General features: G+C 63.9%; 19 protein-coding genes and 2 pseudogenes. 4 read left to right on the top strand and 17 right to left on the bottom strand.

The window, feature by feature from the left end:
• Positions 1 to 47: 47 nt before the first annotated feature.
• Positions 48 to 389, top strand: coding sequence for an outer membrane beta-barrel protein (locus EJ078_RS27140; protein WP_164750374.1), 342 nt, complete (start codon positions 48 to 50; stop codon positions 387 to 389).
• 61 nt (positions 390 to 450) lie between these two features.
• Here EJ078_RS27140 and EJ078_RS27135 read toward each other — a convergent pair whose 3' ends face one another.
• The 12 genes and pseudogenes from EJ078_RS27135 to EJ078_RS27080 form a co-directional block, all read right to left on the bottom strand.
• Positions 451 to 1,104 (bottom strand): protein-L-isoaspartate(D-aspartate) O-methyltransferase, encoded by a 654-nt coding sequence (locus EJ078_RS27135; protein WP_127403803.1) that lies wholly within the window; start codon positions 1,102 to 1,104, stop codon positions 451 to 453.
• Positions 1,101 to 1,859, bottom strand: coding sequence for a 5'/3'-nucleotidase SurE (gene surE / locus EJ078_RS27130; RefSeq protein WP_095825609.1), 759 nt, complete (start codon positions 1,857 to 1,859; stop codon positions 1,101 to 1,103). The genes EJ078_RS27135 and surE overlap by 4 nt, the downstream gene beginning before the upstream one ends.
• A 4-nt stretch (positions 1,860 to 1,863) precedes the next feature.
• Entirely contained in the window at positions 1,864 to 3,168 is a 1,305-nt protein-coding gene (gene serS, locus EJ078_RS27125; protein ID WP_127216658.1) for a serine--tRNA ligase, read from the bottom strand.
• A gap of 108 nt (positions 3,169 to 3,276) precedes the next feature.
• Complete coding sequence (gene tatC, locus EJ078_RS27120) at positions 3,277 to 4,143, bottom strand: twin-arginine translocase subunit TatC (RefSeq protein WP_095801862.1); 867 nt, start codon at positions 4,141 to 4,143, stop codon at positions 3,277 to 3,279.
• On the bottom strand, positions 4,140 to 4,883 hold the full coding sequence (tatB, locus tag EJ078_RS27115; protein WP_127216657.1) for a Sec-independent protein translocase protein TatB: 744 nt from the start codon (positions 4,881 to 4,883) through the stop codon (positions 4,140 to 4,142). The genes tatC and tatB overlap by 4 nt, the downstream gene beginning before the upstream one ends.
• Before the next feature lie 83 nt (positions 4,884 to 4,966).
• On the bottom strand, positions 4,967 to 5,185 hold the full coding sequence (locus tag EJ078_RS27110) for a twin-arginine translocase TatA/TatE family subunit (protein ID WP_066999984.1): 219 nt from the start codon (positions 5,183 to 5,185) through the stop codon (positions 4,967 to 4,969).
• A 179-nt stretch (positions 5,186 to 5,364) separates the two neighbouring features.
• A pseudogene (scpB, locus tag EJ078_RS27105) lies at positions 5,365 to 6,119 on the bottom strand (SMC-Scp complex subunit ScpB).
• A complete protein-coding gene (locus tag EJ078_RS27100; RefSeq protein WP_127216660.1) occupies positions 6,116 to 6,916 on the bottom strand; it encodes a ScpA family protein in 801 nt (266 codons plus the stop codon). The pseudogene scpB and the gene EJ078_RS27100 overlap by 4 nt, the downstream one beginning before the upstream one ends.
• Before the next feature lie 63 nt (positions 6,917 to 6,979).
• The gene (nagZ, locus tag EJ078_RS27095; RefSeq protein WP_127216655.1) at positions 6,980 to 7,999 is read right to left on the bottom strand and encodes a beta-N-acetylhexosaminidase; all 1,020 of its coding nucleotides are present in this window, start codon (positions 7,997 to 7,999) and stop codon (positions 6,980 to 6,982) included.
• Between the two features lie 235 nt (positions 8,000 to 8,234).
• The gene (locus EJ078_RS27090; protein WP_208720959.1) at positions 8,235 to 12,062 is read right to left on the bottom strand and encodes an SPOR domain-containing protein; all 3,828 of its coding nucleotides are present in this window, start codon (positions 12,060 to 12,062) and stop codon (positions 8,235 to 8,237) included.
• A 103-nt stretch (positions 12,063 to 12,165) separates the two neighbouring features.
• Positions 12,166 to 13,923, bottom strand: coding sequence for an arginine--tRNA ligase (gene argS / locus EJ078_RS27085; protein WP_127216626.1), 1,758 nt, complete (start codon positions 13,921 to 13,923; stop codon positions 12,166 to 12,168).
• A gap of 60 nt (positions 13,924 to 13,983) precedes the next feature.
• A complete protein-coding gene (locus EJ078_RS27080; RefSeq protein WP_067329538.1) occupies positions 13,984 to 15,201 on the bottom strand; it encodes a deoxyguanosinetriphosphate triphosphohydrolase in 1,218 nt (405 codons plus the stop codon).
• A 70-nt stretch (positions 15,202 to 15,271) separates the two neighbouring features.
• Here EJ078_RS27080 and erpA point away from each other — a divergent pair, with 70 nt between their 5' ends.
• Genes erpA through xth form a run of 3 tightly spaced genes read left to right on the top strand, consistent with a single transcriptional unit; the run spans position 15,272 to position 16,823 of the window.
• Positions 15,272 to 15,619 carry an iron-sulfur cluster insertion protein ErpA gene (gene erpA / locus EJ078_RS27075; protein WP_066999964.1) on the top strand — a complete coding sequence of 116 codons (348 nt, stop codon included), beginning with the start codon at positions 15,272 to 15,274 and terminating at the stop codon, positions 15,617 to 15,619.
• Positions 15,620 to 15,628: 9 nt separating this feature from the next.
• Positions 15,629 to 16,021: a VOC family protein gene (locus EJ078_RS27070; RefSeq protein ID WP_095778431.1), complete on the top strand. Its 393-nt coding sequence runs from the start codon at positions 15,629 to 15,631 to the stop codon at positions 16,019 to 16,021.
• 7 nt (positions 16,022 to 16,028) lie between these two features.
• Positions 16,029 to 16,823 (top strand): exodeoxyribonuclease III, encoded by a 795-nt coding sequence (gene xth, locus EJ078_RS27065; RefSeq protein ID WP_095825616.1) that lies wholly within the window; start codon positions 16,029 to 16,031, stop codon positions 16,821 to 16,823.
• Between the two features lie 369 nt (positions 16,824 to 17,192).
• On the opposite strand, the gene EJ078_RS27060 is transcribed toward xth, so the two are convergent.
• The 5 genes and pseudogenes from EJ078_RS27060 to EJ078_RS27040 form a co-directional block, all read right to left on the bottom strand.
• A complete protein-coding gene (locus tag EJ078_RS27060; RefSeq protein WP_066999951.1) occupies positions 17,193 to 18,020 on the bottom strand; it encodes a tetratricopeptide repeat protein in 828 nt (275 codons plus the stop codon).
• On the bottom strand, positions 18,007 to 19,731 hold the full coding sequence (gene ilvD, locus EJ078_RS27055; RefSeq protein ID WP_127403805.1) for a dihydroxy-acid dehydratase: 1,725 nt from the start codon (positions 19,729 to 19,731) through the stop codon (positions 18,007 to 18,009). Before ilvD ends, EJ078_RS27060 begins: the two co-directional genes overlap by 14 nt.
• A gap of 368 nt (positions 19,732 to 20,099) precedes the next feature.
• A pseudogene (locus EJ078_RS27050) lies at positions 20,100 to 20,246 on the bottom strand (IS5/IS1182 family transposase); the annotation flags it as partial.
• A gap of 180 nt (positions 20,247 to 20,426) precedes the next feature.
• On the bottom strand, positions 20,427 to 21,674 hold the full coding sequence (locus EJ078_RS27045) for an OmpP1/FadL family transporter (RefSeq protein WP_127245645.1): 1,248 nt from the start codon (positions 21,672 to 21,674) through the stop codon (positions 20,427 to 20,429).
• A gap of 362 nt (positions 21,675 to 22,036) precedes the next feature.
• Complete coding sequence (locus tag EJ078_RS27040) at positions 22,037 to 24,820, bottom strand: valine--tRNA ligase (protein WP_127404196.1); 2,784 nt, start codon at positions 24,818 to 24,820, stop codon at positions 22,037 to 22,039.
• Position 24,821: the final 1 nt, after the last annotated feature.

Raw genomic sequence — 24,821 nt, 5'->3', positions numbered from 1 at the left:
GAGCAGCGGCACCACCCTCACACGACCACGCCTTCGCTTGGTTTGGCTTGCTGACCGCCCAAGTCGGGTACAGCGTCGACAACGCCCTCTTCTACGTCAAGGGAGGCGCGGCCGTGACTCACGACCGTTTCGATGTTCTCTTTTCCCCCGACACGCCCGCCGGCGAGACAGACGATCAGACCCGCTGGGGCGGTGCCTTGGGTGCCGGTCTTAAATATGGCTTTGCTCCGAATTGGTCACTCGCGATCGAATACGATCACCTGTTCATGCCCGACAAGACCACCACCTTCACGGTCGTTGGCGCGCCGGGAGGCCTCTTCAGCACCGAGCGCATCGATCAGGATGTCGATCTCGTTGGTTTGCACCTGAACTACCGCTGCGGCGGCTGACTGGAGTGATGGTCTGCAGGCGCGTTCGGCGTGGTTAGCCGTCGATCGCAGGGCTGGCGCGCTAGATCACCGCGGCGACGCTGCGCAGGACCGGCTGCAGCCTGACCAGGCCGATGTCCTCGCGCTCGAAACGGCTGCCGACCTTGGTGAGCTTGGCCAGCACCTGCTCGCCCTCCTCCGGGCCGATCGGCGCGATGACGACGCCACCGCTCGACAATTGATCGAGCAGGAAGCGCGGAAGACTGTCGAAGGCCGCCCAGGCGATGATGCGGTCGAACGGCCCTTCGTTGGGCAGGCCGTTGGAGCCGTCGGCCTGGCGTACGATGACATTGCTGATGCCGAGCGCCTCGAAACGCTGCTTTGCCTGCTCGGTCAAGGTTTTGTAGCGGTCGACGCTGACGACGCGCGCGGCGAGCCTGGACATCACGGCTGCCGTATAACCCGACCCGGTGCCGATCTCGAGCACGCGGTTGCCCGGCTCGATGGCCAAAGCCGCAATCACCGCCGCCTGAAGGTCCGCGCCCTCGATCGCCTCGCCGCATTCGATCGGCAGCATGCCTTCCGACCAGGCCATCGAATGGAACTGCGCGGATAGGAAGCCGCGCCGCGGAGTCGCCTCGAAAGCAGCGACCAGTGCCTTCGGCGCCGTGCCTCTGCCGCGCAGCCGCAGCAGGAAAGCGGCGAAACCTTCACGGTCGTCGATAGCCATGGTCATGACAGCGCCTTGGTCAGCTGGTCGCGGAGTTCATGGGCGGTCAGGTCGAGCTGCAGCGGCGTCACCGACACCAGCCGGTTGCGCAACGCGTAAAGATCGGTGCCCTTTTTGCCTTCGACCGGCTCTCGGCCGAAGCGCAGCCAGTAATAAGGCAGACCGCGGCCGTCGCGGCGCTCGTCGACCCAAAGACTATGCACGAGCTTGCCCTGCGCGGTGACGACCGTGCCCTCGATTTCGTCGGGTGCGCAGTTCGGGAAATTGACGTTGAGCAGCACGCCTTCCGGCAGCGGCGTTGCGATCAGCCTTTCGAGCAGCGCCGGCGCCAGCGCTTCGGTCGTCTCGTAAGGGACGACGCGGTCCTCGCCGAGATAGGAATAGGCCTGGCTGACCGCGATCGAACGGATACCGAGCAGCGCCCCCTCCATTGCGCCGGCCACCGTGCCCGAATAAGTAACGTCGTCGGCGATGTTGGCGCCGGAGTTGACCCCCGAAAGGATGAGGTCAGGCGGCCCGGGGAGGATCTTTTTCGTGCCCATGATGACGCAGTCGGTGGGGGTGCCGCGCACTGCGAAATGCTTCTCGCCGACCTTCCTCAGCCTGAGCGGTTCCGAAATCGAAAGCGAATGCGCGTAGCCGGACTGGTCCTGCTCGGGCGCCACCACCCAGACGTCATCCGAGAGCGTTCGGGCGATGCGCTCGAGCGACGCAAGGCCTTCGGCGTGGATGCCGTCATCATTGGTCAGCAGGATGCGCATGAACTCATTTCGATTCGATCTTGGCGAGACCACCCATGTAAGGCCGCAGCACTTCAGGAATGGTTACGCTGCCGTCCTCATTCTGGTAGTTTTCGATGACGGCGATGAGAGCGCGGCCGACCGCAGTGCCGGAGCCGTTCAACGTGTGCACGAACCGGTTGCCCTTGCCGTCCTTGTCCTTGTAGCGGGCATCCATGCGCCTCGCCTGGAAGTCGCCGCAGACCGAGCACGACGAGATTTCGCGATAGGCGTTCTGGCCCGGCAGCCAGACCTCGATGTCGTAGGTCTTGCGTGCGCCAAAGCCCATGTCGCCGGTGCAGAGCGTCACCGTGCGGAACGGCAGGCCGAGCCGCTTCAGCACCTCCTCGGCGCATTGCGTCATGCGCTCATGCTCGGCGAGCGAGCTTTCCTGGTCGGTGATCGACACCAGCTCGACCTTGTAGAACTGATGCTGGCGGAGCATGCCGCGTGTGTCGCGGCCGGCCGAGCCCGCTTCCGAGCGGAAGCACGGCGTCAGCGCCGTGTAGCGCAGCGGCAGCTTCTCATGCGGCGTGATCTCCTCGCGCACTAGGTTGGTGAGCGGCACTTCCGCCGTAGGGATCAGGCCCAGCCGTCCGTCCCCATGCGGGGTGAAGAACAGGTCCAGTTCGAATTTCGGCAGCTGGTTGGTGCCGAAGAGAACCTCGTCGCGCACCATCAGCGGCGGCTGGATCTCCTCATAACCGTGCTCTGTCGTGTGCAGGTCTATCATGAACTGGCCGAGCGCGCGCTCCATGCGCGCCAGTTGGCTCTTCAGCACCGTGAAGCGCGAGCCGGACAGCTTCGCCGCACGCTCGAAATCCATCATGCCGAGCGCTTCGCCGATCTCGAAATGCTCCTTCACCCAGTTCGGGCGGGTCGGCACATCGCCGACGACGCGCTTGACAACATTGTCGTGCTCGTCCTTGCCGACCGGCACGTCGTCGAGCGGCACGTTGGGCAGGACCGCAAGCGCGTCGTTCAGCGCCTGGTCGAGCTCGCGCTCGCGCGCCTCGCCGTTCTGGATGAACGCCTTGATCTCGCCGACCTCGGCCTTGAGCTTTTCAGCAAGTACGGCCTCGCCCGAGCGCATGGCATTGCCGATTTCCTTCGAAGCGGCATTGCGGCGCTCCTGCTTGACCTGCAATTCGCTGAGATGGGTGCGGCGCTCCTCGTCCCTGGCGATCAGATCCTCGACGGCGGACTGGGCGTCTTCAGCCGACCACGAGCGCTTCACCAGCGCTTCGATAAGGGCCTTCGGGTTGTCGCGAATCCATTTGATGTCAAGCATGGCTTTCCGTCCTCGAGTAAGGTTCGAGGGCGTAAACCGCATCCCTGATCGATGCAAGACAGCAGCAGCCGGCAGCCGTGTTTTTCAGGCCTGGGACCAGGTTTAGCGCTAGGTTGACGGCGCGTCCGGCGTCTTTCCGGCGACAGTGCTGTCTGCCTCTTCCTGCCTGTCGCGCGCCAGACGGTCGCGCTCCCGGCTGCGCTCGATCAGGCGCGAAGTGAAGATCGCGACCTCGTAGAGCACGATGGTCGGAAGAGCGAGGCCGATCTGGCTCATCGGATCTGGCGGGGTCAACACCGCGGCGACGACGAAGGCAATGACGATCGCCCATTTGCGCTTCTCGGCCAGCGCTTGCGACGACAGAAGGCCGACGCGCGTCAGCAGGCTGGTCACCACCGGCAGTTGGAACACCAGGCCGAAGGAGAAGATCAGCGTCATGATCAGGCTGAGATATTCCGACACCTTCGGCAGCAAGGAGATCTGCACCTGGTCGTTGGTGCCGACCTGCTGCATGGCGAGGAAGAACCACATCACCATCGGGGTGAAGAAGAAATAGACCAGCGAGGCGCCCATCAGGAACAGGATGGGCGACGCAATCAGGAACGGCAGGAAGGCGCTGCGTTCGTTCTTGTAGAGACCCGGCGCGATGAATTTATAGATCTGCGTGGCGATCAGCGGGAAAGCGATGACCATGCCGCCGAACATGGCGAGCTTCACCTGGGTGAAGAAGAACTCCTGCGGCGCCGTGTAGATCAGCTCGACCTTGTGCGGGTCGAGCCCAGCCCATTGCGTCGCCCATTTGAACGGGACGACCAGAAGGTTGAACAGGCGCTTGGCGAAGAAGAAGCAGGCGAGGAAGGCGATGAAGAAGCCGCCCAGCGACCAGATCAGCCGCCGGCGCAGCTCGACAAGGTGCTCGATCAGCGGCGCCGAGGATTTCTCGATCTCTTCCCTCTCCTTGTCCGAGACGCTCACTTGGCGGCTCCTGCCGTCTTCTTGGCATCGGCGGCCTTTTTCACGGCCGGCTTCTTCGCCGCGGGATTGGCCTCAACCTTGGATGCCGCTTCCTTAGCAGGCGCTGCGACCTTTGCCGCCGCCGGCGCAGATTTCGCCGGGGCTTTAGTCGCCGGAGCCTTGGCCGATGCGGCTTTCGCCGCTGCACCGGCGGCTTTCGCCTTCGACGCGGCCACTTTTTTCGCCGGCTGGGCGGACCCGGCGGTCTCCGCAATGGGCGTGGTCACAGAGGCCTCAGTCAAGGCCGGGGAGATCGGCGCAGCTGGCGGGGACATCGGCACGGCCGGGGCGACCTCAGTTCCGTTGATGCCTGGGATCTCCGTCGCGCCGTTCTTCAGCGGCTCGGCAGGCTGCGGGGTCGTTGCATCCGAGGACGCCTGATCGGAAGCCGGCTTGGGCTTCATCATCGTATCGACGCCGGCCCGCACGTCGGCCGCCGCCTGCTCGAACGGATTGAGCTGCTTGCGGATTTCGTTGATCGGGCTGAGGCCACGAAGGCTGTCGACCGAGTTCTTGACATCGTCAAGCTCGGCTTCCTTCAGGGCGTCGTTGAACTGCTTCTGGAAGTCGCCCGCCATGGCGCGCAATTTGGCCGCGGTGCGGCCAAACGTGCGCAGCATATTGGGCAAATCCTTCGGCCCGACGACCACGATCATGACGACCGCGATCACCAGCAGTTCGCTCCAGCCGACTTCGAACATGGCAAACTATTCCAACGAGAGCCTGTCGCCCAAAAACACGAAACGGTTCTGGGACAACGACATGCTCAAAGCAACTACCGGACTCAGCTCTTGCTGACCTTTTCCTTGCCCGGCGATACGGTCTCGTCGGCGCGGTGCTCGACGGTCCGCTTGTCGTCGGTATCGTCCTCAGCCATGCCCTTCTTGAAGCTCTTGATGCCCTTGGCCATGTCGCCCATCAGCTCCGGCAGCTTGCCGCGGCCGAACAGGAGCAGCACGATGACTAGAACGATCAGCCAGTGCCATATCGATAGTGAACCCATAACAATCTCTCTCGAATGTTTTCCCTCGGCGATGATCTATGCGTTTTCGCTCGGGGATTCAAACACAACCGCAATGAAGTTGGTAAAATGGCTAGCGGATGTCACGCACTTTCGGCGTGAGCGCCTTGCTACGAATCCGCGCAGCCCCTGCTAATAGACCATTCGCGTCGGTTTCGCACTCACTCTTCGGTAACGCGCGGCGTGAGCAATCCGAGCTCCTCGAGGTCGATATCGGTCAGCGCATCCTCGTCCTCGGCCAGCGCGTCCGGATCGGCCGGTGGCACCGGCATCGAGAAATTGGACGGCATGCGCGTCGAAAGCAATCCGGCGCCCTTCAGCTCTTCCATGCCGGGCAGGTCGCGGATCTCCTCCAGCGCGAAGTGATCGAGGAAAGCGTCGGTCGTGCCGTAGGTCACGGGACGGCCGGGCGTGCGGCGGCGGCCGCGCATCCTGACCCACTCCGTCTCCAGCAGCGTGTCCAGCGTGCCCTTCGAGGTCTCGACCCCCTGATATCCTCGATCTCGGCGCGGGTGACCGGCTGATGATAGGCGATGATCGCCAGCACTTCGAGCGCCGCGCGGGAGAGCTTTCTCTGCTGGACCGAGTCCCGGCTCATCAGGAAAGCCAGATCGCCGGCGGTGCGGAACGCCCAGGCGTCTCCGACCCGCACCAGGTTGACCCCGCGCTTGGCGTAGATTTCCTGCAGATCGGCCATTGCCGCCGCGATGTTCACGCCCTCGGGCAAACGCGCCGCCAGTTGCCTTTCGCTAACCGGCTCGGCACTGGCGAAGATGATCGCCTCGGCCATGCGGACGGCTTCCGACAATTGCAGCCGCTCGGCGGGGTTCTCGATAGAACCCTGTTCGGCCATCTCGTCTTCCGGTTCGTCCTCGACCTTGAACGGGATGACCGAAGCGTTGGCGCGTTCACTCATGATGCCACCTCGACTGCCTTGACCCCTTGTGCACGGCCGCGCAGATAGATCGGCGCGAAGACCTGATCCTGCCGCACTTCCAGCCTGCCCTCGCGCACCATTTCGAGTGTCGCGGCGAACGAACTGGCGACTGCCGTGCGCCTTTCTTCCGGCGCAGCCAGATACTGGATCAGGAAGCTGTCGAGCGCCGTCCAGTCGCCAATTGTTCCGACCAGCCGTGCCAGCACGTCGCGTGCGTCCTTCAGCGACCATACGGCGCGCCTGGCGATCGTCACGTTGCTGATCGCCTGCCGCTGGCGCTGCTGCGCATAGGCGGTCAGCAGATCGTAGAGCGAGGCCGAATAGGCATTGCGCTTCTCGACGATCACCATTTCCGGCATGCCGCGCGCGAAGACGTCGCGGCCGAGCCGGTTGCGGTTGACCAGCCGCGCAGCGGCATCACGCATCGCCTCCAGCCGCTTCAGCCGGAACTGCAGCACCGCTGCCAGTTCCTCGCCGCTCTCGCCCTCTTCGCCCGGCTGTTTCGGGATCAACAGCTTCGACTTGAGGAAGGCAAGCCATGCCGCCATGACCAGATAGTCGGCCGCGAGTTCCAATCTCAGCGCCCTCACCTTCTCGATGAAGGCCAGATATTGCTCGGCGAGCGCCAGGATCGAGATGCGGGCGAGATCGACCTTCTGGTTGCGCGCCAGATGCAGCAGAAGATCGAGCGGGCCCTCGAAGCCGGCGACATCGACCACCAGCGACGGGTCGCTGGTCAGACGTGACTTGTCGTTCTCGGCCCACAGACGGTCCATCGGTGCGGCCTTCGCGGCCTTGCTGTCCAATGTTTCCGCCACTTGCCTTGCTTTCCCTTCGGTTCAGGCCACCGCGTCGAAATAGGTGGCGAATTCCGCGCGTATGGTGCTTTCGTCCGCGACGTCGCGGTCCTTTATATAGGCCAGCGCCCGCTCCGCTCTCGCCAAGGACTTGCCTTCGAGCATCGTCGTACGCGACGCGATCCCCGACATTTCCTCGAAAACGCCGTTGCAGTGAAGGACGAGATCGCAGCCCGCCGCAAGGATCGCGGCCGCCTTTGTCGGGAAATCCCCAGAAAGTGCCTTCATCGAGGTGTCGTCGCTCATCAGGAGCCCGTCGAAGCCGATCTCGCCACGGATCACCTCGTTGACGACCTTGGCCGAGGTCGTCGCCGGATTGTCCGGGTCGATCGCGCTGTAGACGACATGCGCCGTCATCGCCATCGGCAGGTGGTTGAGCGCCTTGAACGGGGCGAAATCATGTTGCCGCAACTCGGCGAGGGGCGTGTCGACCGTCGGCAGCGCGAAATGCGTATCGGCAAAGGCGCGGCCGTGGCCGGGAATATGCTTCATGACCGGCAGGACGCCACCCGACATCAGACCCTCGGCCGAAGCCCGGCCAAGCTCGATCACGGCATTGGGCTCCATACCATACGCGCGCGCGCCGATGACATCGCTGGCGCCCGCAATGGGGACGTCGAGCACCGGCAGGCAGTCGGCGGTGATGCCGTGGCGCAGCAGATCGAAGGCGTGAAGCCGCGCGAGCAGCCACGCGGCACGGCGGCCGGCCTCGCGATCGTCGCGCCAAAGCGCGCCGAGCGCTCCGCCTGCAGGATAGTTCGGCGCCAGCGGCGGTCGCAGGCGCTGCACCCTGCCGCCCTCCTGGTCGATGAAGACCGGGGCATCCGGGCGTCCGACGCTCTCGCGCATCGAGGCGACCAGGTCGCGGATCTGCTCGGTCTCGCCGACATTGCGCGCGAACAGGATGAAGCCCCAAGGACGTTCGTCGCCGTAGAAGCGGATTTCATCTTCAGTGAGGGATTTCCCGGCGCAGCCGAGGATCATGGATTTTGATTCGGTCATGGATCGAAGCTTAGAGCAATTCCAGGAAAAGTGTGTAACGGTTTTGCGTCCGGAATTCCGTAAAAACAAGGAGTTATGCGGGTTCGGTGATTCTGCCGGCGCTGAACCGCTCTAAGATTTTGCGAACCAAAGGGGAATCACCCCTGACCGGTGCCGCATGAATGACGACAGCCGTCCACAACGAAAAAGCCGGCGCGGCCTCGCGGCGACGCCGGCTCTGAACGGTGGTAAATGATCAGCGCGACACGAAGCAGGTGCCGCCGGCCGCCTTGTAGTTGGTGCACAGATTGATCGCGTCGTTGCGCGACTGGGCCGGGACCCGGACTCGGTAGAAAGTGCCCTTGCCGGCGATCTGCGCCTTGACGATGTTGGCTGTGCGTCCGGCGAGCACACTTCCGTAACGGCGCTGCAGGTCCTGGTAGGTGGACTGGGCGCTTTCAACCGTCGGCTGCGAAGCGATCTGCATCGACCACGAGCCGCCGCCTGCCGCCGCCGGATCGATGGAGGCGACCTGGTCGGGCTTGACCTCGCCGACGATATCGACCGGCTGATCGGACGGACGCGGCGGCGCCACCGGCACCTTCGCCGGCGTGTTGGCGGACTGGACCCTGGCTTCGGTCTTCGCCGCGGCGGCTGGCTTCACCGCGGCGGCAGCGCTTTGGTCATCACCGCCCTGGTCGGCAGCCTGATCGGTTGCCGGCGTGACGGCGCCTGTCGGCTGGGCATCGCCCTGCCCGGCGGAAGCGACGTGCTGCGGCGCCGGATCGGTCGGTTCGGTTGCCGCGACCTGCGGCGCGGGAGCCGGATCCTCGCGCGGAACCAGCGAGCCGTCAGGCTTCACCATCATGGTCTTCACCTTGCGCGGCGCCACGGCGACGACATCGTTGTTGGTCCCCTTGTCTGCCTCCTGCAGAACCTGGGCGATGCGGTCTTCCGATTTCGGCGCCGGAGCGGCCTGCTGTGGGGTTGCGGGGGCGGCGGCCTGGGCGTCAGCCGGCGCTGCTGCGTCCGGTGCGGGCGCTGCGGCCTCCGGTGCCGGCGCTGCGGCTTCCGGAGCCGGCGCTGCTTCGGCCGGTGCCGGCGCGGCTGCGGCCGGAGCTGCTGTGTCCGGAACCGGCGCTGCCGCGGCCGCATTGCCGGCTGAGTTGGTGGCAGGCGCGGCGTCGGTGTCGTCAGGCGAAAGGTCGACGATCCGGCTCTGCGGGGGTTCCTTCGACGCCACGTCGATAGGTTCCTCGGTGTTGGTCACCAGTTTCTGCTGCGCCGGTTCGGCGGGCTTGGCCGCCCCACCCTTGGCCACGGCGTCATAGACTTTGTTGTCCTGGTTCGGCACCACGGTGCCGCCCGGGTTTTGCGGCTTGACCTTGATCGGCGAATTGTCCGCCTTCACGATCACGGGCGCTTCGCTGCCGCCCTTGCCGCCAAAGGAGAAGGCGAGAGCGCCGAGACCGCCCGCGACCACAACGGCGCCGACGAGCGCGGCAAGCATCATGCCACGGCTTCGCGGCTTCGCGGCTTCGCGCTCGGCAAAGCCGGGCACAGTCATCGCTTCGTCGAGCTCAGGATCGTAGTCAAGTTCGTCGACGGCGAAGTCGTCCGCCTGCGAGACCGGCCGGCTGCCGGGCAAATCGTCTGCATCGAATTGGCTTGCAGCTGCGGCATAGGACAGGGTCGCCGGTGCAGCGGCCGTCTCGGCCCGCAACTCGCGGCGGTCGTAGCCGGTCTTGAGTCCGGCATTGTGGGAGTCGTCCTCATAGCCCCGGCTCTGCACAGGCGCCTGAGCGATCTCGGTTGCGTTCATCTCGCTAAGCAGGCCGGCAAACTCGGCATCGAGATCGTCATAGGCAGGCGCCGCAGGCTGATCCTCCTCGAAGCTGAGCTCCGGAATGTCGAGGTCGTCGGCCAACGCCACCACGCGCTCCGGCACGTCGACCGTCTCGACATCGGGCATTTCCTCCTGCTGGCGAGACTGCGGCGCCGCGGCTGGCTTGGCGTAAGCGGAATAGTCCCTCGCCGGCTCCTCACGATAGGCAGGCGCCGACATCTGCGGCGCCGGGGCCGGCGTGGCGTAACCGGCATAGTCCTTCGCCGGCTCCTCACGATCGGCAGGCGCCGACATCTGCGGCGCCGGGGCCGGCGTGGCGTAACCGGCATAGTCCTTCGCCGGCTCCGCACGATAGGCAGGCGTCGGCATCTGCGGCGCCGGCTTGGCGTATGCGGAATAATCCTTCACCGGTTCGTAGGCAGGGGCCGCGGTTTGCGGCGCCGTAGCCGCAGGCTGCGTGGCATAAGAGGCGTGCACCGGCGCTGCGACCGGGGTCACGCGGCTCCACGACTTTGGCGGTCCGGCAGGCGCGACAGGCGCGTCCATCTCGATGCCCTTGGCGAAGGCGGCGTCGAAAGCCTCGTCATCGAAATCTATGCTGGGTTCGGCATCCTGTTCGGAAGCCGCGCCTTCGAAGCCCTGCCGGTCGAGTTCGCCGGCGAGCAGCCTATCGAGATCGGCATCGGCGGACTGGGCGATCTGCGTGCCGTAGGCGGGCTCGTTGCGTGCGTCGAGGTCCCAATCGAGCTCATCGCCCACGCCAGCCTTCTGGTCGGTGTCGCCAGCCGGCTGAACGACCGACCGCGGTGCCGATGCGGCGGCCGGAACAGGAGCAACCGGGACCGGCGCAACCGGAATTGGCCGCGCCGTCATGGCGCCAAGCAGCGCATTGAGTTCGTCTTCCAGGCTGCGCTCGCCTGCGGCCGGCTTAGCCGGGTCGACTGCCGCAATCGGCGGAACCGGTGCCGATGCAGAAGGAGCAGGCTCGGCAAATGGCGGCTCCGCCGCGGCGACGGGCTCGGCAGCCGGCGCTTCCGATTCCCCAGACGGCACGTTGTCGAAATTGAGTTCGAAATCGTCTCCGAAGACCTCTTCAGCCGCAGCCTCGTGACCGGCGACCGGTTCAGGATCGACAGCCGGGCCTTCCGGCTCCTCGGCAAGCGCGTCACGGAAGCTGAGCTCGAAATCGTCTTCGAAGACCTGATCGGCTACAGCTCCGTGATCGGGTTGGGGATCGAAGGCGGGCTCGGGATCGGCGGCGAAATGCTCGGCCTCAACAGGCGCCTCGAGAGCCGGCGATGGCTCGCCATCGACCGACAGTTCCTGCTCCAGGATCAGGTGCTGCGGCTGATCGATATCCATGGCGATATCAGCCGTCGCCTGCTCAAATTGGGCCTGATCAGATTGGGCCTGATCGAAATGGGCCTGATCAACTGCGGCCCGAACGAACTCGGCCTGATCGGACCCACTCTCGTAGTCTTCAGCGGCGATCGGCTGGTCGACAGCGGCGTGAGCCTCGATCGGCTGCACGTCGGCGCCTTCGGGCTCAATATCACGGTCATCGAAGGCCAACTCGTCCTCGAGCGACATCTGGACCGCAGTGTCGAAATCGGCGTCGAACGCCGTCTCGTCCGCAGGCTCAAGGACAGCAGGCTCGACAGCCGCAGGCTCGGCGGCCGCGGCGGCGCTCTCGTCCGTGTCAGGCTGGTCGTCGATCCAGAAGCCCTCATCCAGCGAGGCCGCCATTTCCTGGTCGACGGAAAGGTCGTCCTGCACGGGCGAGACTTCCAACGAACGCGCGACCGCCTTGTCGAAATCATCGTCGAATGCCGTGTCGGCGGCCGGCTCCGGCGCAGGGGGCGTGGCAACAGCGGGCGTGGCAAAATGGGCGTGATCCGCCGCATCGTCAAAGACGAATTCCCGTTCGAGAGAAGCGGCGAGCTCGTCGTCGCTGAGAGTGGCAGCCCAGTAAGCCGGCGCAGCCTGGGCAGCCTGCTGCGCCACCGGCTCGCTTTCCTCGGCAATGTCGAAGTCGCCCATCAGCTCCTTTTCGAGGTCGATGTCGAAGTCGGCCCCATCGGCAGCCTGGTTCGCGGACGCAGCCTTTGCGGCCGCCGGCGACTGCGGCCTGACCGGCTGACGCGGATCGAAACCCATGATGCGGGTCAGTTCGGCGAACGGATCGTCGTCGGCGATGTGATTGCTTGCGGCTACTTTCAGCTGGGTTCTGTCTGCCATTATTGTTCCCGAACTCGCACACAGTCGGACGCCATGGACGTCGCGCAGGGTTGGCCCTTACCAGCGCAATGTGGGCAAAAGGTGACAGGCTTTTTAGTCAAACCTAACGCATTTCGGTAGGCGCATCAGCTCCTATCAGCGTCAGGCCGGAGGTCAAAACATCCAAAACAGCCTGCACCAGCCCCAGTCTGGCATACGTCAATTGTGGGTCGTTAACCTTAACAAAACGTAAGTCTGGGTTGTCGGTGCCCCGATTCCAGTGTGCGTGGAAGCTCGACGCCAGATCGTAGAGGTAGAATGCCAGCCGGTGCGGCTCCAGCGCAAGCGCCGCGGATTCGATTAGCCGTGGATATTCAGCCAGTTTCCGGATCAGGCCGATTTCGCCCTCGTCCGTCAGCGACGCAACCGAGGCCACAAGCCGGTCGCGGTCGAAATTCGCTTCGCCCAATTGCTCGCTCGCCTGCCGGAACACCGAGTGGCAGCGCGCCGAAGCGTATTGCACGTAGAACACCGGATTGTCCTTGGACTGCTCGGTGACCTTGGCGAAGTCGAAATCGAGCGGCGCATCATTCTTGCGGTAGAGCATCATGAAGCGGATCGGGTCGCGGCCGACCTCCTCCACCACGTCGCGCAGCGTGACGAAATCCCCTGACCGCTTCGACATCCGGACCGGCTCGCCGTCGCGGAACAGCTTCACCAGTTGGCAGAGCAGCACCGTGAGCTTGACCGTGTCGCCGGCGACCGCGCGCGCCAGCGCTTCGAGCCGCTTGACGTAACCGCCATGGTCGGCGCCGAGTACATAGATGAGATCGACGAAGCCGCGCTCGACCTTGTCCTTGAGATAGGCGACGTCGGCGGCGAAATAGGTGAACGAGCCATCCGACTTCACCAGCGCCCGGTCCATGTCGTCGCCGACCGCGGTCGAGCGGAACAGCGTCTGCTCGCGGTCTTCCCAGTCGTCCGGCTTCTCGCCCTTGGGCGGCGGCAGCTTGCCCTTGTAGATATGACCCTTCAGCGTCAGGTCGGCGATTGCCGCGCGGATCTTCTTGGCGTTGTCGGCATGCAGCGTGCGTTCGGAGAAGAACACGTCATGATGCACGTTGAGCAGCGCCAGATCCTCGCGGATCATCGCCATCATCGCGTCGACCGTGCGATCCTTGACGATCGCCAGCGCCTCGTCTTCCGGCATCTCCAGCAGGCCGAGGCCGAACTGTTCGGCCAGCGCCTGCCCGACGGGTATCAGATAGTCGCCTGGATAAAGGCCTGGCGGAATCTCGCCGACTGCTTCGCCGAGCGCCTCGCGATAGCGCAGCATGGTCGAGCGTCCAAGCACGTCGATCTGCGAGCCGGCATCGTTGATGACATATTCCTTGGTCACATCGTAGCCGGCGAAGGCCATCAGGTTGGCTAAAGTGTCGCCGACGACGGCGCCCCGGCAATGGCCGACATGCATCGGGCCGGTCGGATTGGCCGAGACATACTCGACGTTGGCCTTGCGGCCGCCGCCGATTTTGGAGCGGCCATAGTTGCGGCCCTCGCCGAGCAGCACTGCCAAATGCGCCTGCCAGAAGCCGTCCTTCAGCCGGAGATTGACGAAGCCCGGGCCGGCAACATCGGCGGAAGCGATGTCGGCATCGCTGCGCAGCGCTGCGGTCAGCTGCTCGGCCAGCGCGCGCGGGTTCTGGCCGGTGGGCTTTGCCAGCACCATCGCCGCATTGGTGGCAAGGTCGCCATGACTGGCGTCGCGCGGCGGCTCGACCGCGATGCGCGACAGATCCAGCGCTCCGCCATCCTTGTCCTTCAGATCAAGGGCTTCGACGGCTCTTACGATCCGCGCGTTGAAATCGGCGAAGATATTCATCGGGTATGCTCTGGGCTTTAAGAGGGACCGGCTGCTTGGCCGACAAAATCGTGGCTCGCCCTAGCCCAAATCCGGCGTATGGTCAAACAATCGCCTGTGCTCCTTGAGCGCATAGGTATCGGTCATTCCGGCCAGGAAATCGGCGACGCTGCGCGCCTTGATGCGATCCTGCGCCCTGTCGAGCCCTTCGCGCCAGCCGTCCGGCATGGCGCGCGGGTCGGCGAAATAGACATCGAACAGGTCGCGGACGATCTGCTCGGCGTCGGCCCGCACGCGCATCACTTCGGCATGCCGGTAGAGATGCTTGTAAAGAAAGGCCTTCAGCTCCTTTTCGGCTGCCGCCATTTCGGCCGAGAAGGTGACCATCGTCTCACCCGCGGCCCTCACCGCATCGGCGCTGTCCGGCTTGAGGCGCTCGATATTGTCGGTAGCGGCAGCAATAACATCCTCCACCATCAGCGTGATCTGCCGCCGCATCAGCTCGTGGCCGGTGCGAACGTCGTCGAGTTGTGGGTAGCGGGCGCGCACGCCACTCAGGATCGAGCCCGGCAGGCCGATGTCTTCCAGCATGTCCAGCGTCAGCAGGCCGGCACGCAGGCCGTCGTCGATGTCATGCGTGTTGTAGGCGATATCGTCGGCGATCGCGGCGCACTGCGCCTCGATGCCGGCGAAGCGGTCGAGCTCGAGGTCGTGCAGTGCGGAATAGTCGCGGATCGCCTGCGGCACGGGGCCCTTGAGCCCCTTCCCGCTTGCATCGGTAAGCGGCCCGTTATGCTTGACCAGCCCTTCCAGCGTCTCCCAGCTGAGGTTCAACCCGTCGAACTCGGCGTAGCGCCGCTCGAGCCGGGTGACGACGCGCAACGACTGCGCGTTATGGTCGAAGCCGCCCCAGCCGGCCATCTTTTCGTTCAGCGCCTCCTCGCCGGTATGGCCGAAAGGCGTGTGACCGAAATCGTGCACCAAGGCCACTGCCTCCGCCAGATCCTCGTCGCCGCGCAGCGCGCGTGCCAGGGCGCGGGCAATCTGCGCCACCTCGATCGAATGCGTCAGCCGGGTGCGGTAGTGATCGCCCTCATGCGCAATGAACACCTGCGTCTTGTGCTTCAGCCGGCGGAAGGCGGTGGAATGGATGATGCGGTCGCGGTCACGCTGGAATGGCGTCCGGGTCGGACTTTCCGGCTCATCGAACAGGCGGCCGCGCGAGCGCGCCGGATCGCTCGCGTAAACGGCGCGCGGCCGGTAGCCGAAACCGATCTCACCGAGAGCATCCTTGCCCATTCGCCCACCAGTTGACTTGCCCCCGTCCGCTTCATACCTATCATGGGAAACCGAAAGCAAGGTGACGCCGATGGGCGCGGATGCCAAGACTGCCATGAAGGTCGAAATGACCGAAGCGGCCGCGAAGCGGATCGCCAGGATTCTGGCCGGCGAGCCGGGCAAGAATGCCTTGCGCGTTTCCGTCGAAGGCGGCGGCTGCTCCGGCTTCTCCTACAAGTTCGATCTCGTCGATAGTCGCAACGACGACGACGTAGCCATCGAGAAGGATGGCGCCACGATCCTTATCGACGACCTCTCGCTGGTCTATATGGGCGGCTCGGTGATCGATTTCGTCGATGACCTTATGGGTCAGTCTTTCCAGATCCGAAACCCGAACGCCGTCGCCTCCTGCGGCTGCGGCACCAGCTTCTCCGTCTAGCGGGCCGCCATGCCCACGGTCGGCGCGGTCCGTCAGGTCGCGCTGTCGGCCGGGCGCGATCTCGATAGAACGCTGGCTTTCTGGCACGATGTGCTCGGCATGAGCGTGCATGCGCGCTACGATCCGCCGGGCATCGCCTTCATCATCGCGGGCGGCGTGCGGCTGTTTTTTGGCGACGGCGTGCCCCCCGGCACCGTCTATCTCGATATTGCCGGCCTCGAGGCCTTCCATGCTGAGGCGAAAGCCGCCGGTGTTCCTTTCACCGCGTCGCCGGCGCTGGTCCATCGCGACACCGAGGGCCGGTTCGGTCCGGCGGGGGAAAGCGAATGGATGGCCTTTCTAAAGGATCCGGCAGGCAATACGATCGGCCTCGTCGAGCGCCTTGCGCCGGAAGAACATTGAGGTCCGCATGAAGATCGTCACCTGGAACATCAACGGCGTTCGCGCCCGCATCGGCAACCTCACCCACTGGCTGACCGAGAGCGCGCCGGACATCGTGTGCCTGCAGGAGATCAAGACGGTCGACGACCAGTTCCCGCGCGCCGAGATCGAGGCGCTGGGCTATAATGTCGAGACCAACGGGCAGAAGAGCTTCAACGGCGTCGCTCTCCTGTCGAAGCTGCCCTTCGACGAGGTCAATCGCGGTTTGCCTGGCGACGATGCCGACGACCACGCGCGCTTCATCGAAGGCGTCTTCTCGACCGATAAGGGCGCGCTGCGGGTCGCCTCCCTCTATCTGCCAAACGGCAACCCAGTCGAGGACGAGCGGAAGTTTTCCTACAAGCTGTCATGGATGGCGAGGCTAGAGCGCTGGGCGGAAGAGCGGCTGAGGCTCGAGGAAGCGCTGGTGCTGGCCGGGGACTACAACGTCATCCCCGAGCCCGCCGACGCCAGGTTCCCCGAAAACTGGCGTAGTGACGCGCTATTCCAGCCTCAGACGCGGCAGGCCTTCCGGCGCCTGAAGAATCTCGGGTTCACGGAAGCCGTGCGCGCCGTGACCGATTCGCCCGATGTCTATACTTTCTGGGACTATCAGGCCGGGGCCTGGCAGAAGAACAACGGCATCCGCATCGACCATCTATTGCTGTCTCCCGAAGCCGCCAACCGCTTCTCGTCGGCCTCGGTGGAAAAGCACGTCCGCGCCTGGGAAAAACCTTCCGACCACGTGCCGGTGGCCATCGATCTGCGCTTGCAGCCGGCCTGAAGGCGCTGCTTGCGGACTCTTGCCGAACCCTGATGTCGCCACAAATCGTGTGTCTGATGCGGGATTGTTGCGGGGTTCGATGGCGATCCGATTTGTTCTTTGCCCGGTCGGCCTTGCGCTGGCATTTGCCGCGCCGGCGCTCGCGGCCCCGGAGTGTCTTGCCAACGGCAAATCGTTCAAGCTCGGTGAGACGGCCTGCCTGACCATTGCCGGCGAAAGTCACCTCGCCCGCTGCGACATGGTTCTCAACAACACGTCCTGGACTTCGTCCAGGACGACTGCCCCGGCGAGAATCAGGCGCCGAAACTGCACCCGACCTCGATCACGGCGCCGACGGAACCTACCGAAAATTGAAGCCGAAGCTGCGGCCTACTGGTCGCCGTTGTTGCCCTTGGTCAGGATGTCGTCGGCGAGCGAAATCGCCGTGCGACGGTCGGCTTCGCCCGCCGCGGCGAAGGCCTCTTCCTGCATGCTGCGGATCCAGGGCTGATCCGCCGGCGGGGCACGCTCCAAGGCAGCCGTCATCATCGCCAGGCCGCGCACGATCTTGCCGCTCTGGAACAACAGGTTGCCGAGCGTCGCCTGCGCACCGGCATGGCCTTTTTCGGCCGCGAGTTGCAGCCAGCGCCCAGCCTGTTTGACGCTGGCCTTCACGCCGCCCTCGCCTTTGAGGAACATCTGACCGATCTCGAACTGGGCGTTCGGGTTGCGGTAGTTGGCGGCGGCGCGCATGTAGTATTCCTGCGCCGCAACCTCGTTCTCCTCGACCGGGCTGCCGGGGATACCTTTGCGCAGATAGTCGCCGAGCGCGACAAGCGCGTCGGAGACATAGCTTTCCTCGGGCGAGCCGGGCTCGACATCCTGGTCGACGATCTCCGAGAAGAACTTGAAGGCCGCATAGTCGTCGCGGGCCACGCCGTCGCCCTGGGCATACATGCGCGCAAGTTTCCAGGTGGCCCCGATCTGGCCGTTCTCGGCGGCATATTTATAGGCCTCGACCGCTTGATCCTTGTGGCCGTTCTTGTAGGCGGAGAAGCCGAACTGGAACACCGCCCACGGGCTCGACTGCGGCTTGACCCCGGTCTTGTCGTCGAACACCTTGTCGTCGAAGGCCATGACCTGCCCGACGGCGCCCAAGGTCGCCACCGCGACCAGTGCCGGCAAGACAAATGACCTCAACACCTCAAATGTCCGCATAGCAGTGTGTTTCTTTTGCACCGCCCGGATGGGTGACCGCGCCGTCGCGGGCCGACCCTACGGTCTGCGCATATTTCCAGATCGCGCCGGACTGATAGTCGGTCTTGCGCGCCTTCCATTTCTTTGCCCGGGCCGCCAGCTCGGCATCCGACAGCGCCACCTCGATCGTGCCACTCACGGCGTCGATAGAGATCACGTCGCCATTCTTGATGAGCCCGATCGGCCCGCCGACCGCCGCCTCCGGCCCGACATGGCCGATGCAGAAACCACGTGTAGCACCGGAAAAACGCCCGTCGGTGATCAGCGCCACTTTGCCGCCCATGCCCTGGCCGTAGAGCGCTGCCGTCGTCGACAGCATCTCGCGCATGCCCGGACCGCCGCGCGGCCCCTCGTAGCGGATGACGAGGACCTCGCCCTCCCGGTAATTGCGCTGCGTGACCGCTTCGAAGCACTCCTCTTCCGAATCGAAGCAGCGCGCCGGGCCTGAGAATTTCAGCTCCGACATGCCGGCGATCTTCACGATCGCGCCTTCGGGGGCGAGGTTGCCCTTCAAGCCCACAACGCCGCCTGTCTTGGTGATTGGCCGATTGGCGGGACGCACAACTTCCTGGCTCTCATTCCAGGCAACGTGCTCCATGTTTTCGGCCAAAGTGCGGCCAGTGACCGTCATGCAGTCGCCATGCAGATAGCCGTGGTCGAGCAGCGTCTTCATCAAGAGCGGAATGCCGCCGGCCTCGAACATGTCCTTGGCGACATATTTGCCGCCGGGCTTGAGGTCGGCGATATAGGGCGTCTTTTCGAAGATCGCCGCCACGTCGAAGAGGTCGAACTTGAGACCCGCCTCATGCGCGATCGCCGGCAGATGCAGCGCCGCATTGGTCGAGCCGCCGGTGGCCGACACGACCGTCGCAGCATTCTCCAACGCCTTGCGGGTAACGATGTCGCGCGGCCGGATGTTTTTCGCGATCAGCTCCATGACCTTTTCGCCGGAGGCGAAATTGAACCGGTCGCGCATTTCGTAGGGCGCAGGCGCGCCGCAGGAATAGGGCAAGGCCAGCCCGATCGCCTCGGCGACCGTCGCCATGGTGTTGGCGGTGAACTGGGCGCCGCACGACCCTGCCGACGGACAGGCTGCCTGCTCGATCTCGAGCAGCTCGGCATCGGAGATCGTGCCGACCGAATGCTGCCCGACCGCCTCGAACACATCCTGCACGGTGATCTGCCTTCCGCGGTAGCTGCCGGGCAGAATCGAACCGCCATAAATGAAGATCGACGGCACGTTGAGCCGCACCATCGCCATCATCATGCCGGGCAGCGATTTGTCGCAGCCGGCAAGCCCGACCAGCGCGTCATAGCAATGGCCGCGCATGGTGAGCTCGACTGAATCGGCGATCACCTCGCGCGACACCAGGGACGACTTCATGCCCTGGTGGCCCATGGCGATACCGTCCGTGACGGTGATGGTGCAGAATTCGCGCGGCGTGCCATTGGCGGCCGCGACGCCCTTCTTCACCACCTGCGCCTGGCGCATCAGGGAGATGTTGCAGGGAGCGGCCTCGTTCCAGCAGCTGGCGACGCCGACCAGCGGCTGCGCGATCTCGGCCGCCGACAGTCCCATGGCGTAAAGGTATGAACGATGTGGTGCGCGCGCCGGACCTTCGGTCACGTAGCGGCTGGGCAGCTTGGCCTTGGAGATTGCCTTGGCGTCCATCGTCGTCCTTGCCGCACACCCCGCGGCCGGTCCCATCGCCGAGCCAACCTGGCACGCATCCCGAGATCTATTCGAGTTGCTCCGGGTTTATGGCGGGAAATGGGCAGTTCCCTCGGCTAGCCTTTTAGCTTCGGGGTTGTTCATAAACTGTTGCTGAAACGTCACAATCGTCTGAAGCGCCGGCTGTGCAGCTAATTTGCAACACAGGATCGGCCAACCAGCCCAGGCCGTTGATTGCCCGATAGAGAAAGGCCGGGCGGTGCCCGGCCTCAGACTGCTGACGAACCCCGTCGATTTTCGGCGGGGTTTTGTTTTGCAGATTGATTGCGCTTGGGAAATTGGTGGCGGGAGCGGATGTCAATGCCGCAACGACCGTCCACCGTGCGGTGATCGAGATAGAAGAAGCCCTTGGGCTTGCCCTCGCGCACCATGTAGCCGGCCTCCGGATCGGCGCGCGAGACCTTGGTCTGCTTGACCGGCGGCTTGCGCTCTTTCTGCTTCAGCGGCTTCTGACCGCGCAACAGATGATCGGCCGGAACCAGCTGATCCAACGTCACCATCTCAAGCGCGGTCTGTTCAGGGGCGGGTCGCTTCAACATGACCCAGTGAATCAAAAACCCCCGGCAAACGCCAGGGGTTTGTCAGCAGTCTGACCCGGCGGTGCCCGGCCTTCTTCGCGGAATTGCGGGAGCGACTTAGAACTTGATCTTTATGCCACCCGAGATCGCTGTGACCAGATCGTTGCCGAAGTCGTAGCTGACGTCCGTACCGGCCACATAGCCATTCTCATCGGTCAACGTACCGGAGTGACCGCTCGTCATGACGCCGATAGCACCTGCCAGGCGAATCTCGATGTTCGGCTTCGGGGTATAGGCAACGCCGCCGCCAAGGGTCCAGGTGTCGGTCTGCGAGCCGTAGCCGTGGGAGGTGCCACGGTCCCAGGTCAGTTGGCCGGCCGCGGCCCACTGATCGTTGAACTTGTGACCGATACCCCCAGAAATTGTCCAGCCGTCGCGATACATAAGGTCAAGAGACGTCAGCCGGATCGGAAACGGCGAAACAGTGGTGCAGGCGGCAAGTCCCTGCGAGGCTTGCGAACAGATCGGAATGCTCTGCAGTAGGCTCCAGTTGACCCACTTGATCGAGCCGAAGGCCAGCCAACCGGGTGCAATGCCCGATTGCAACTTCAATTCCACCGTATCCGGCATGTATTGCGTGGGGGCATAGATTGCTGTGGTGCCCTGCCCGAGATTGGTCAGGTCAAGCGTACCCGAGATATTGTCGAGCTTGACCTTGGAATTGTAGACGAGGCTGGCGCGTAGGGCGATTTCCGGAATTTCGTAAGCGATACCGGCGCGCCAACCCCAGCCGCTGCTATCCAGATCAACACGGCCGGTGCCCTGGAAATCGGGAACCAGTGGCGACACCAAGCTCTCTTTGAAGCCATAGACTTCCTGGTAAAAGACGCCGCCAATGAAGCGAAGCTGGCCCTTACCGACGTCCATCTTGTAAGAGCACGTACCCGCGTAGTTGTTGCTCTTGATGTCGGTTTCCATGTTGGATTGGGCACCAGCCCAGAGGCCCGGAGCGGTATGCGCTCCCCACGGCTGCGAATAGTCGACCATGCAGTCGACGCCAGGGACAAGCTGTGCCTTGACGCCGATGCGCGGCACCCAATAGTCCTCGCTGTCCTTCGCAGTACTGCCAAGCGCGGTCACATTGCCGTCGCTCGGGTCGGTATCCACCGCGTTCTTGAGCTTGCGGTTGGGCATTACATAAGTTGCTTCCGCTTCCGTCGCGAACGGCGCCGGATCGAACAGCAGGTCGATGTCATAGCCGCCGCGCTCGATGCCGCCGGCATGCGCCGGGTGCATCGCCGATCCGATCAAAGCCAGCGAAAAGCACCCTGCCCCCAGCAGTGCTTTGAGCCGCAAAACGTTCATGGAAATCTCTCCCGAAACACGAAGTGGGGCAAGCTAGAACCAATTCAGGTTAACGGCGCAACAACGAATTCGTGAGCTGTACATGTACACCTTGACAGCTCGTATTTTCGCCATGGTCATCGACCGCCCATTGAGCCTTAAAAGCGGCCCACTCGGCATCGGACTGAGAGCAAAAATTGCAAAAACGGTCCGAAACAGCTCAAAAACGGGCCATTTTGATCGGACTGGGCCCCCATTGTTACATTACGGCAACAATGAGGCCAAAACTTTCCGTTTACGTCAAAATTAACCCAACGGCAGGCCCGTATCCGAGTGTAGTGACGCTTCGTAAAGCGCCCTCCAGCGGAGCCGAATCTTGCCGTTCACCCGGCGTCTCGGACCCTGGTCAAGGCGACTGAAAGCTTCTCCTGCGCCTCGCGATATTCGGCGAGCTTTTCGCGCTCTGCCTCGACCACCTCCTGCGGCGCGTTGGCGACGAACTTCTCGTTGGAAAGCTTCTTGTGCAGGCGCGCGATCTCCTCGGTCACCTTGGCCAGTTCCTTCTGCAGCCGCGTTGCTTCGGCCTGAAGGTCGATCAGGCTGCCGAGCGGCAAACACACGGTCGCTTCGTCGAGAACAATCTGGGCCGAGCCTTTCGGCGGCGCATCGACCAGCGCGATGTCGCCGACGCGCGCCAGCCGCTTAATGGCCTGGGCGTGGCGCTCCAGCCTTTCCTGCGTAAGGGCATTGGCGCCGATCACCGTCAGCGGCGCGATCGCCGCCGGCGGGACGTTCATTTCCGAGCGCACCGAGCGAATACCGGAGACGAGCTCGACCAGCCAGTTGATGTCGGCGGCAGCCTCGTCATCCTCGAAATCGGGCGCGGGCCAGGCGGCGTGGCAAAGCAGGGAGGTGCGTACCTTCCCCTCGCCCGCGGTCTGCGCCCACAGCTCCTCGGTCATGAACGGCATCATCGGGTGCAGCAGCTTGTAGATCTCGTCCAGCACGAAGGCGACACAGGCCCGGCTCTCCGCCTTGGCCGCCTCGTCCGTGCCCATGAACACCGGCTTGAGCAGTTCGAGATACCAGTCGCAGAACAAGTTCCAGACGAAGCGATAGGCGGCGCCGGCCGCCTCGTTGAAGCGGTAGATGGTGATGCCCTCCGTGATCGCCCGCGCCGCCCGCGTCAGCTCGGTCAGGATCCAGCGGTTGACCGCGAGCTTGGCGTCGTGCAGCCAGAAATCGTCGTTCCTGGCGACCTCGTTCATTTCGGCGAAGCGCGTGGCGTTCCAGAGCTTGGTCCCGAAATTGCGGTATCCGGCGATACGCGCCGGGTCGAGCTTCACGTCGCGCCCCTGCGCCGCCATCACCGTCAAGGTGAAGCGCAGCGCGTCGGCGCCATACTCGTCGATCAGGTCGAGCGGGTCGATGACGTTGCCTTTCGACTTCGACATCTTCTGCCCGTTCTTGTCGCGCACCAGCGCATGAACATAGACCGTGTGAAACGGCTCCTCGTTCATGAAATGCAGGCCCATCATCATCATCCGGGCCACCCAGAAGAAGATGATGTCGAAGCCGGTCACCAGCACGTCGGTCTGGTAGTAGGTCTTCAGCTCCGGCGTCTGGTCAGGCCACCCGAGCGTCGAGAACGGCCACAGCGCCGAGGAGAACCAGGTGTCGAGAACGTCCTCGTCGCGCGTCAGGATCTCGCCCGGCTTGAAATTTTCAAGCTTGTCCTCGACCCAGGCCTTCCACGGGCCTTCCAGCGCCAAATAATATTCGACCGCCGCAGCCAGCGCCTCCTCTTCGGTCTTCTCGACGAAGACGCGTCCGTCCGGTCCGTACCAGGCCGGAATCTGGTGCCCCCACCACAGCTGCCGCGAGATGCACCAGGGCTGGATGTTCTCCATCCAGTCGTAATAGGTCTTCTCCCAGTTCTTCGGCACGAAGTTCGTGCGGCCCTCGCGCACAGAGGCAATGGCCGGCTTGGCGAGCTCCGCCGCGTTGACGTACCACTGGTCGGTGAGGAACGGCTCGATCGGCACGCCGCCGCGATCGCCATGCGGCACGGTGTGGCGATGCGGCTCGACCTTTTCCAGGAAGCCGCCCGCTTCCATCAGCTCGACGATCTTCTTGCGCGCCACGAAGCGATCCAGCCCGTCGAGCTCATCCCAGACGGCCTGGCGCTGCGGCGTCACTTCAAGACCTGCAAGGAACTCCTCGTTATCCTTGAGCTTGATGTAGGCTTCGACGGTCAGGATGTTGATCGCCGGCAGCTTGTGGCGCTTGCCGACCTCAAAGTCGTTGAAGTCATGCGCCGGGGTGATCTTGACCGCGCCGGAACCCTTTTCCGGATCCGAATACTCATCCGCAACAACCGGTATCCTGCGGCCGACGATCGGCAGGATGACGTTCCCGCCGACCAGGTCGCGAAACCGCTCGTCGTCGGGGTGAACCGCCACCGCCGTGTCGCCCAGCATGGTTTCCGGGCGTGTCGTGGCGACGGTGATGAACGTCTTCGGATTCTCGGGATCGAACGCGAGGCCTTCGACCGGGTAGCGGAAATGCCAGAGATTGCCGTTGACCTCATGCTGTTCGACCTCGAGGTCGGAAATAGCCGTCAACAGCTTCGGATCCCAGTTCACAAGGCGCTTGTCCTTGTAGATCAGCCCCTGTTTGTAGAGGGTGACGAACACCTCCAGCACCGCCTTGGACAGACCCTCGTCCATAGTGAAGCGCTCTCGGCTCCAGTCGGCCGAGGCACCGAGCCGCCTCAGTTGATTGAAGATGGCGCCGCCGGATTCGGCTTTCCACTCCCAGACCTTTTCGATGAACTCCTCGCGCGACAGGTCGCGGCGATGGATCTGCCTCTCCATCAGCTGCCGCTCGACCACCATCTGCGTGGCGATGCCGGCATGATCCATGCCCGGCTGCCACAGCACATTCTTGCCACGCATGCGCTCGAACCGCACCAGGATATCCTGCAGCGTGTTGTTGAGCGCGTGCCCCATATGCAGCGAGCCCGTAACGTTCGGCGGCGGGATGACGATGGTGAAGGCTTCCGCCCCTTCCTCCGCGCCGGCGCCGGCGCGGAACGCATCGGCCTCTTCCCAGATTTTGGCGATCTTCGGCTCGACGGTCTTGGCGTCGTAGGTTTTATCAAGCATG

The organism is Mesorhizobium sp. M1A.F.Ca.IN.022.06.1.1 (genome assembly GCF_003952605.1).
In the GTDB taxonomy this organism is placed as follows: domain Bacteria; phylum Pseudomonadota; class Alphaproteobacteria; order Rhizobiales; family Rhizobiaceae; genus Mesorhizobium.
The sequence above is the reverse complement of the archived record's forward strand: the minus strand, read 5'-3'. Positions and strand labels throughout refer to the sequence as shown.

Bases quoted from the DNA above. Each gene is read 5' to 3' on its own strand.
- EJ078_RS27135 (WP_127403803.1), bottom strand. From the start codon at position 1,104: ATGACCATGGCTATCGACGACCGTGAAGGTTTCGCCGCTTTCCTGCTG.
- surE (WP_095825609.1), bottom strand. From the start codon at position 1,859: ATGCGCATCCTGCTGACCAATGATGACGGCATCCACGCCGAAGGCCTT.
- serS (WP_127216658.1), bottom strand. From the start codon at position 3,168: ATGCTTGACATCAAATGGATTCGCGACAACCCGAAGGCCCTTATCGAA.
- tatB (WP_127216657.1), bottom strand. From the start codon at position 4,883: ATGTTCGAAGTCGGCTGGAGCGAACTGCTGGTGATCGCGGTCGTCATG.
- EJ078_RS27110 (WP_066999984.1), bottom strand. From the start codon at position 5,185: ATGGGTTCACTATCGATATGGCACTGGCTGATCGTTCTAGTCATCGTG.
- EJ078_RS27100 (WP_127216660.1), bottom strand. From the start codon at position 6,916: ATGGACCGTCTGTGGGCCGAGAACGACAAGTCACGTCTGACCAGCGAC.
- nagZ (WP_127216655.1), bottom strand. From the start codon at position 7,999: ATGACCGAATCAAAATCCATGATCCTCGGCTGCGCCGGGAAATCCCTC.
- EJ078_RS27090 (WP_208720959.1), bottom strand. From the start codon at position 12,062: ATGGCAGACAGAACCCAGCTGAAAGTAGCCGCAAGCAATCACATCGCC.
- argS (WP_127216626.1), bottom strand. From the start codon at position 13,923: ATGAATATCTTCGCCGATTTCAACGCGCGGATCGTAAGAGCCGTCGAA.
- EJ078_RS27080 (WP_067329538.1), bottom strand. From the start codon at position 15,201: ATGGGCAAGGATGCTCTCGGTGAGATCGGTTTCGGCTACCGGCCGCGC.
- erpA (WP_066999964.1), top strand. From the start codon at position 15,272: ATGGGCGCGGATGCCAAGACTGCCATGAAGGTCGAAATGACCGAAGCG.
- EJ078_RS27070 (WP_095778431.1), top strand. From the start codon at position 15,629: ATGCCCACGGTCGGCGCGGTCCGTCAGGTCGCGCTGTCGGCCGGGCGC.
- xth (WP_095825616.1), top strand. From the start codon at position 16,029: ATGAAGATCGTCACCTGGAACATCAACGGCGTTCGCGCCCGCATCGGC.
- EJ078_RS27060 (WP_066999951.1), bottom strand. From the start codon at position 18,020: ATGCGGACATTTGAGGTGTTGAGGTCATTTGTCTTGCCGGCACTGGTC.
- ilvD (WP_127403805.1), bottom strand. From the start codon at position 19,731: ATGGACGCCAAGGCAATCTCCAAGGCCAAGCTGCCCAGCCGCTACGTG.
- EJ078_RS27045 (WP_127245645.1), bottom strand. From the start codon at position 21,674: ATGAACGTTTTGCGGCTCAAAGCACTGCTGGGGGCAGGGTGCTTTTCG.
- EJ078_RS27040 (WP_127404196.1), bottom strand. From the start codon at position 24,820: ATGCTTGATAAAACCTACGACGCCAAGACCGTCGAGCCGAAGATCGCC.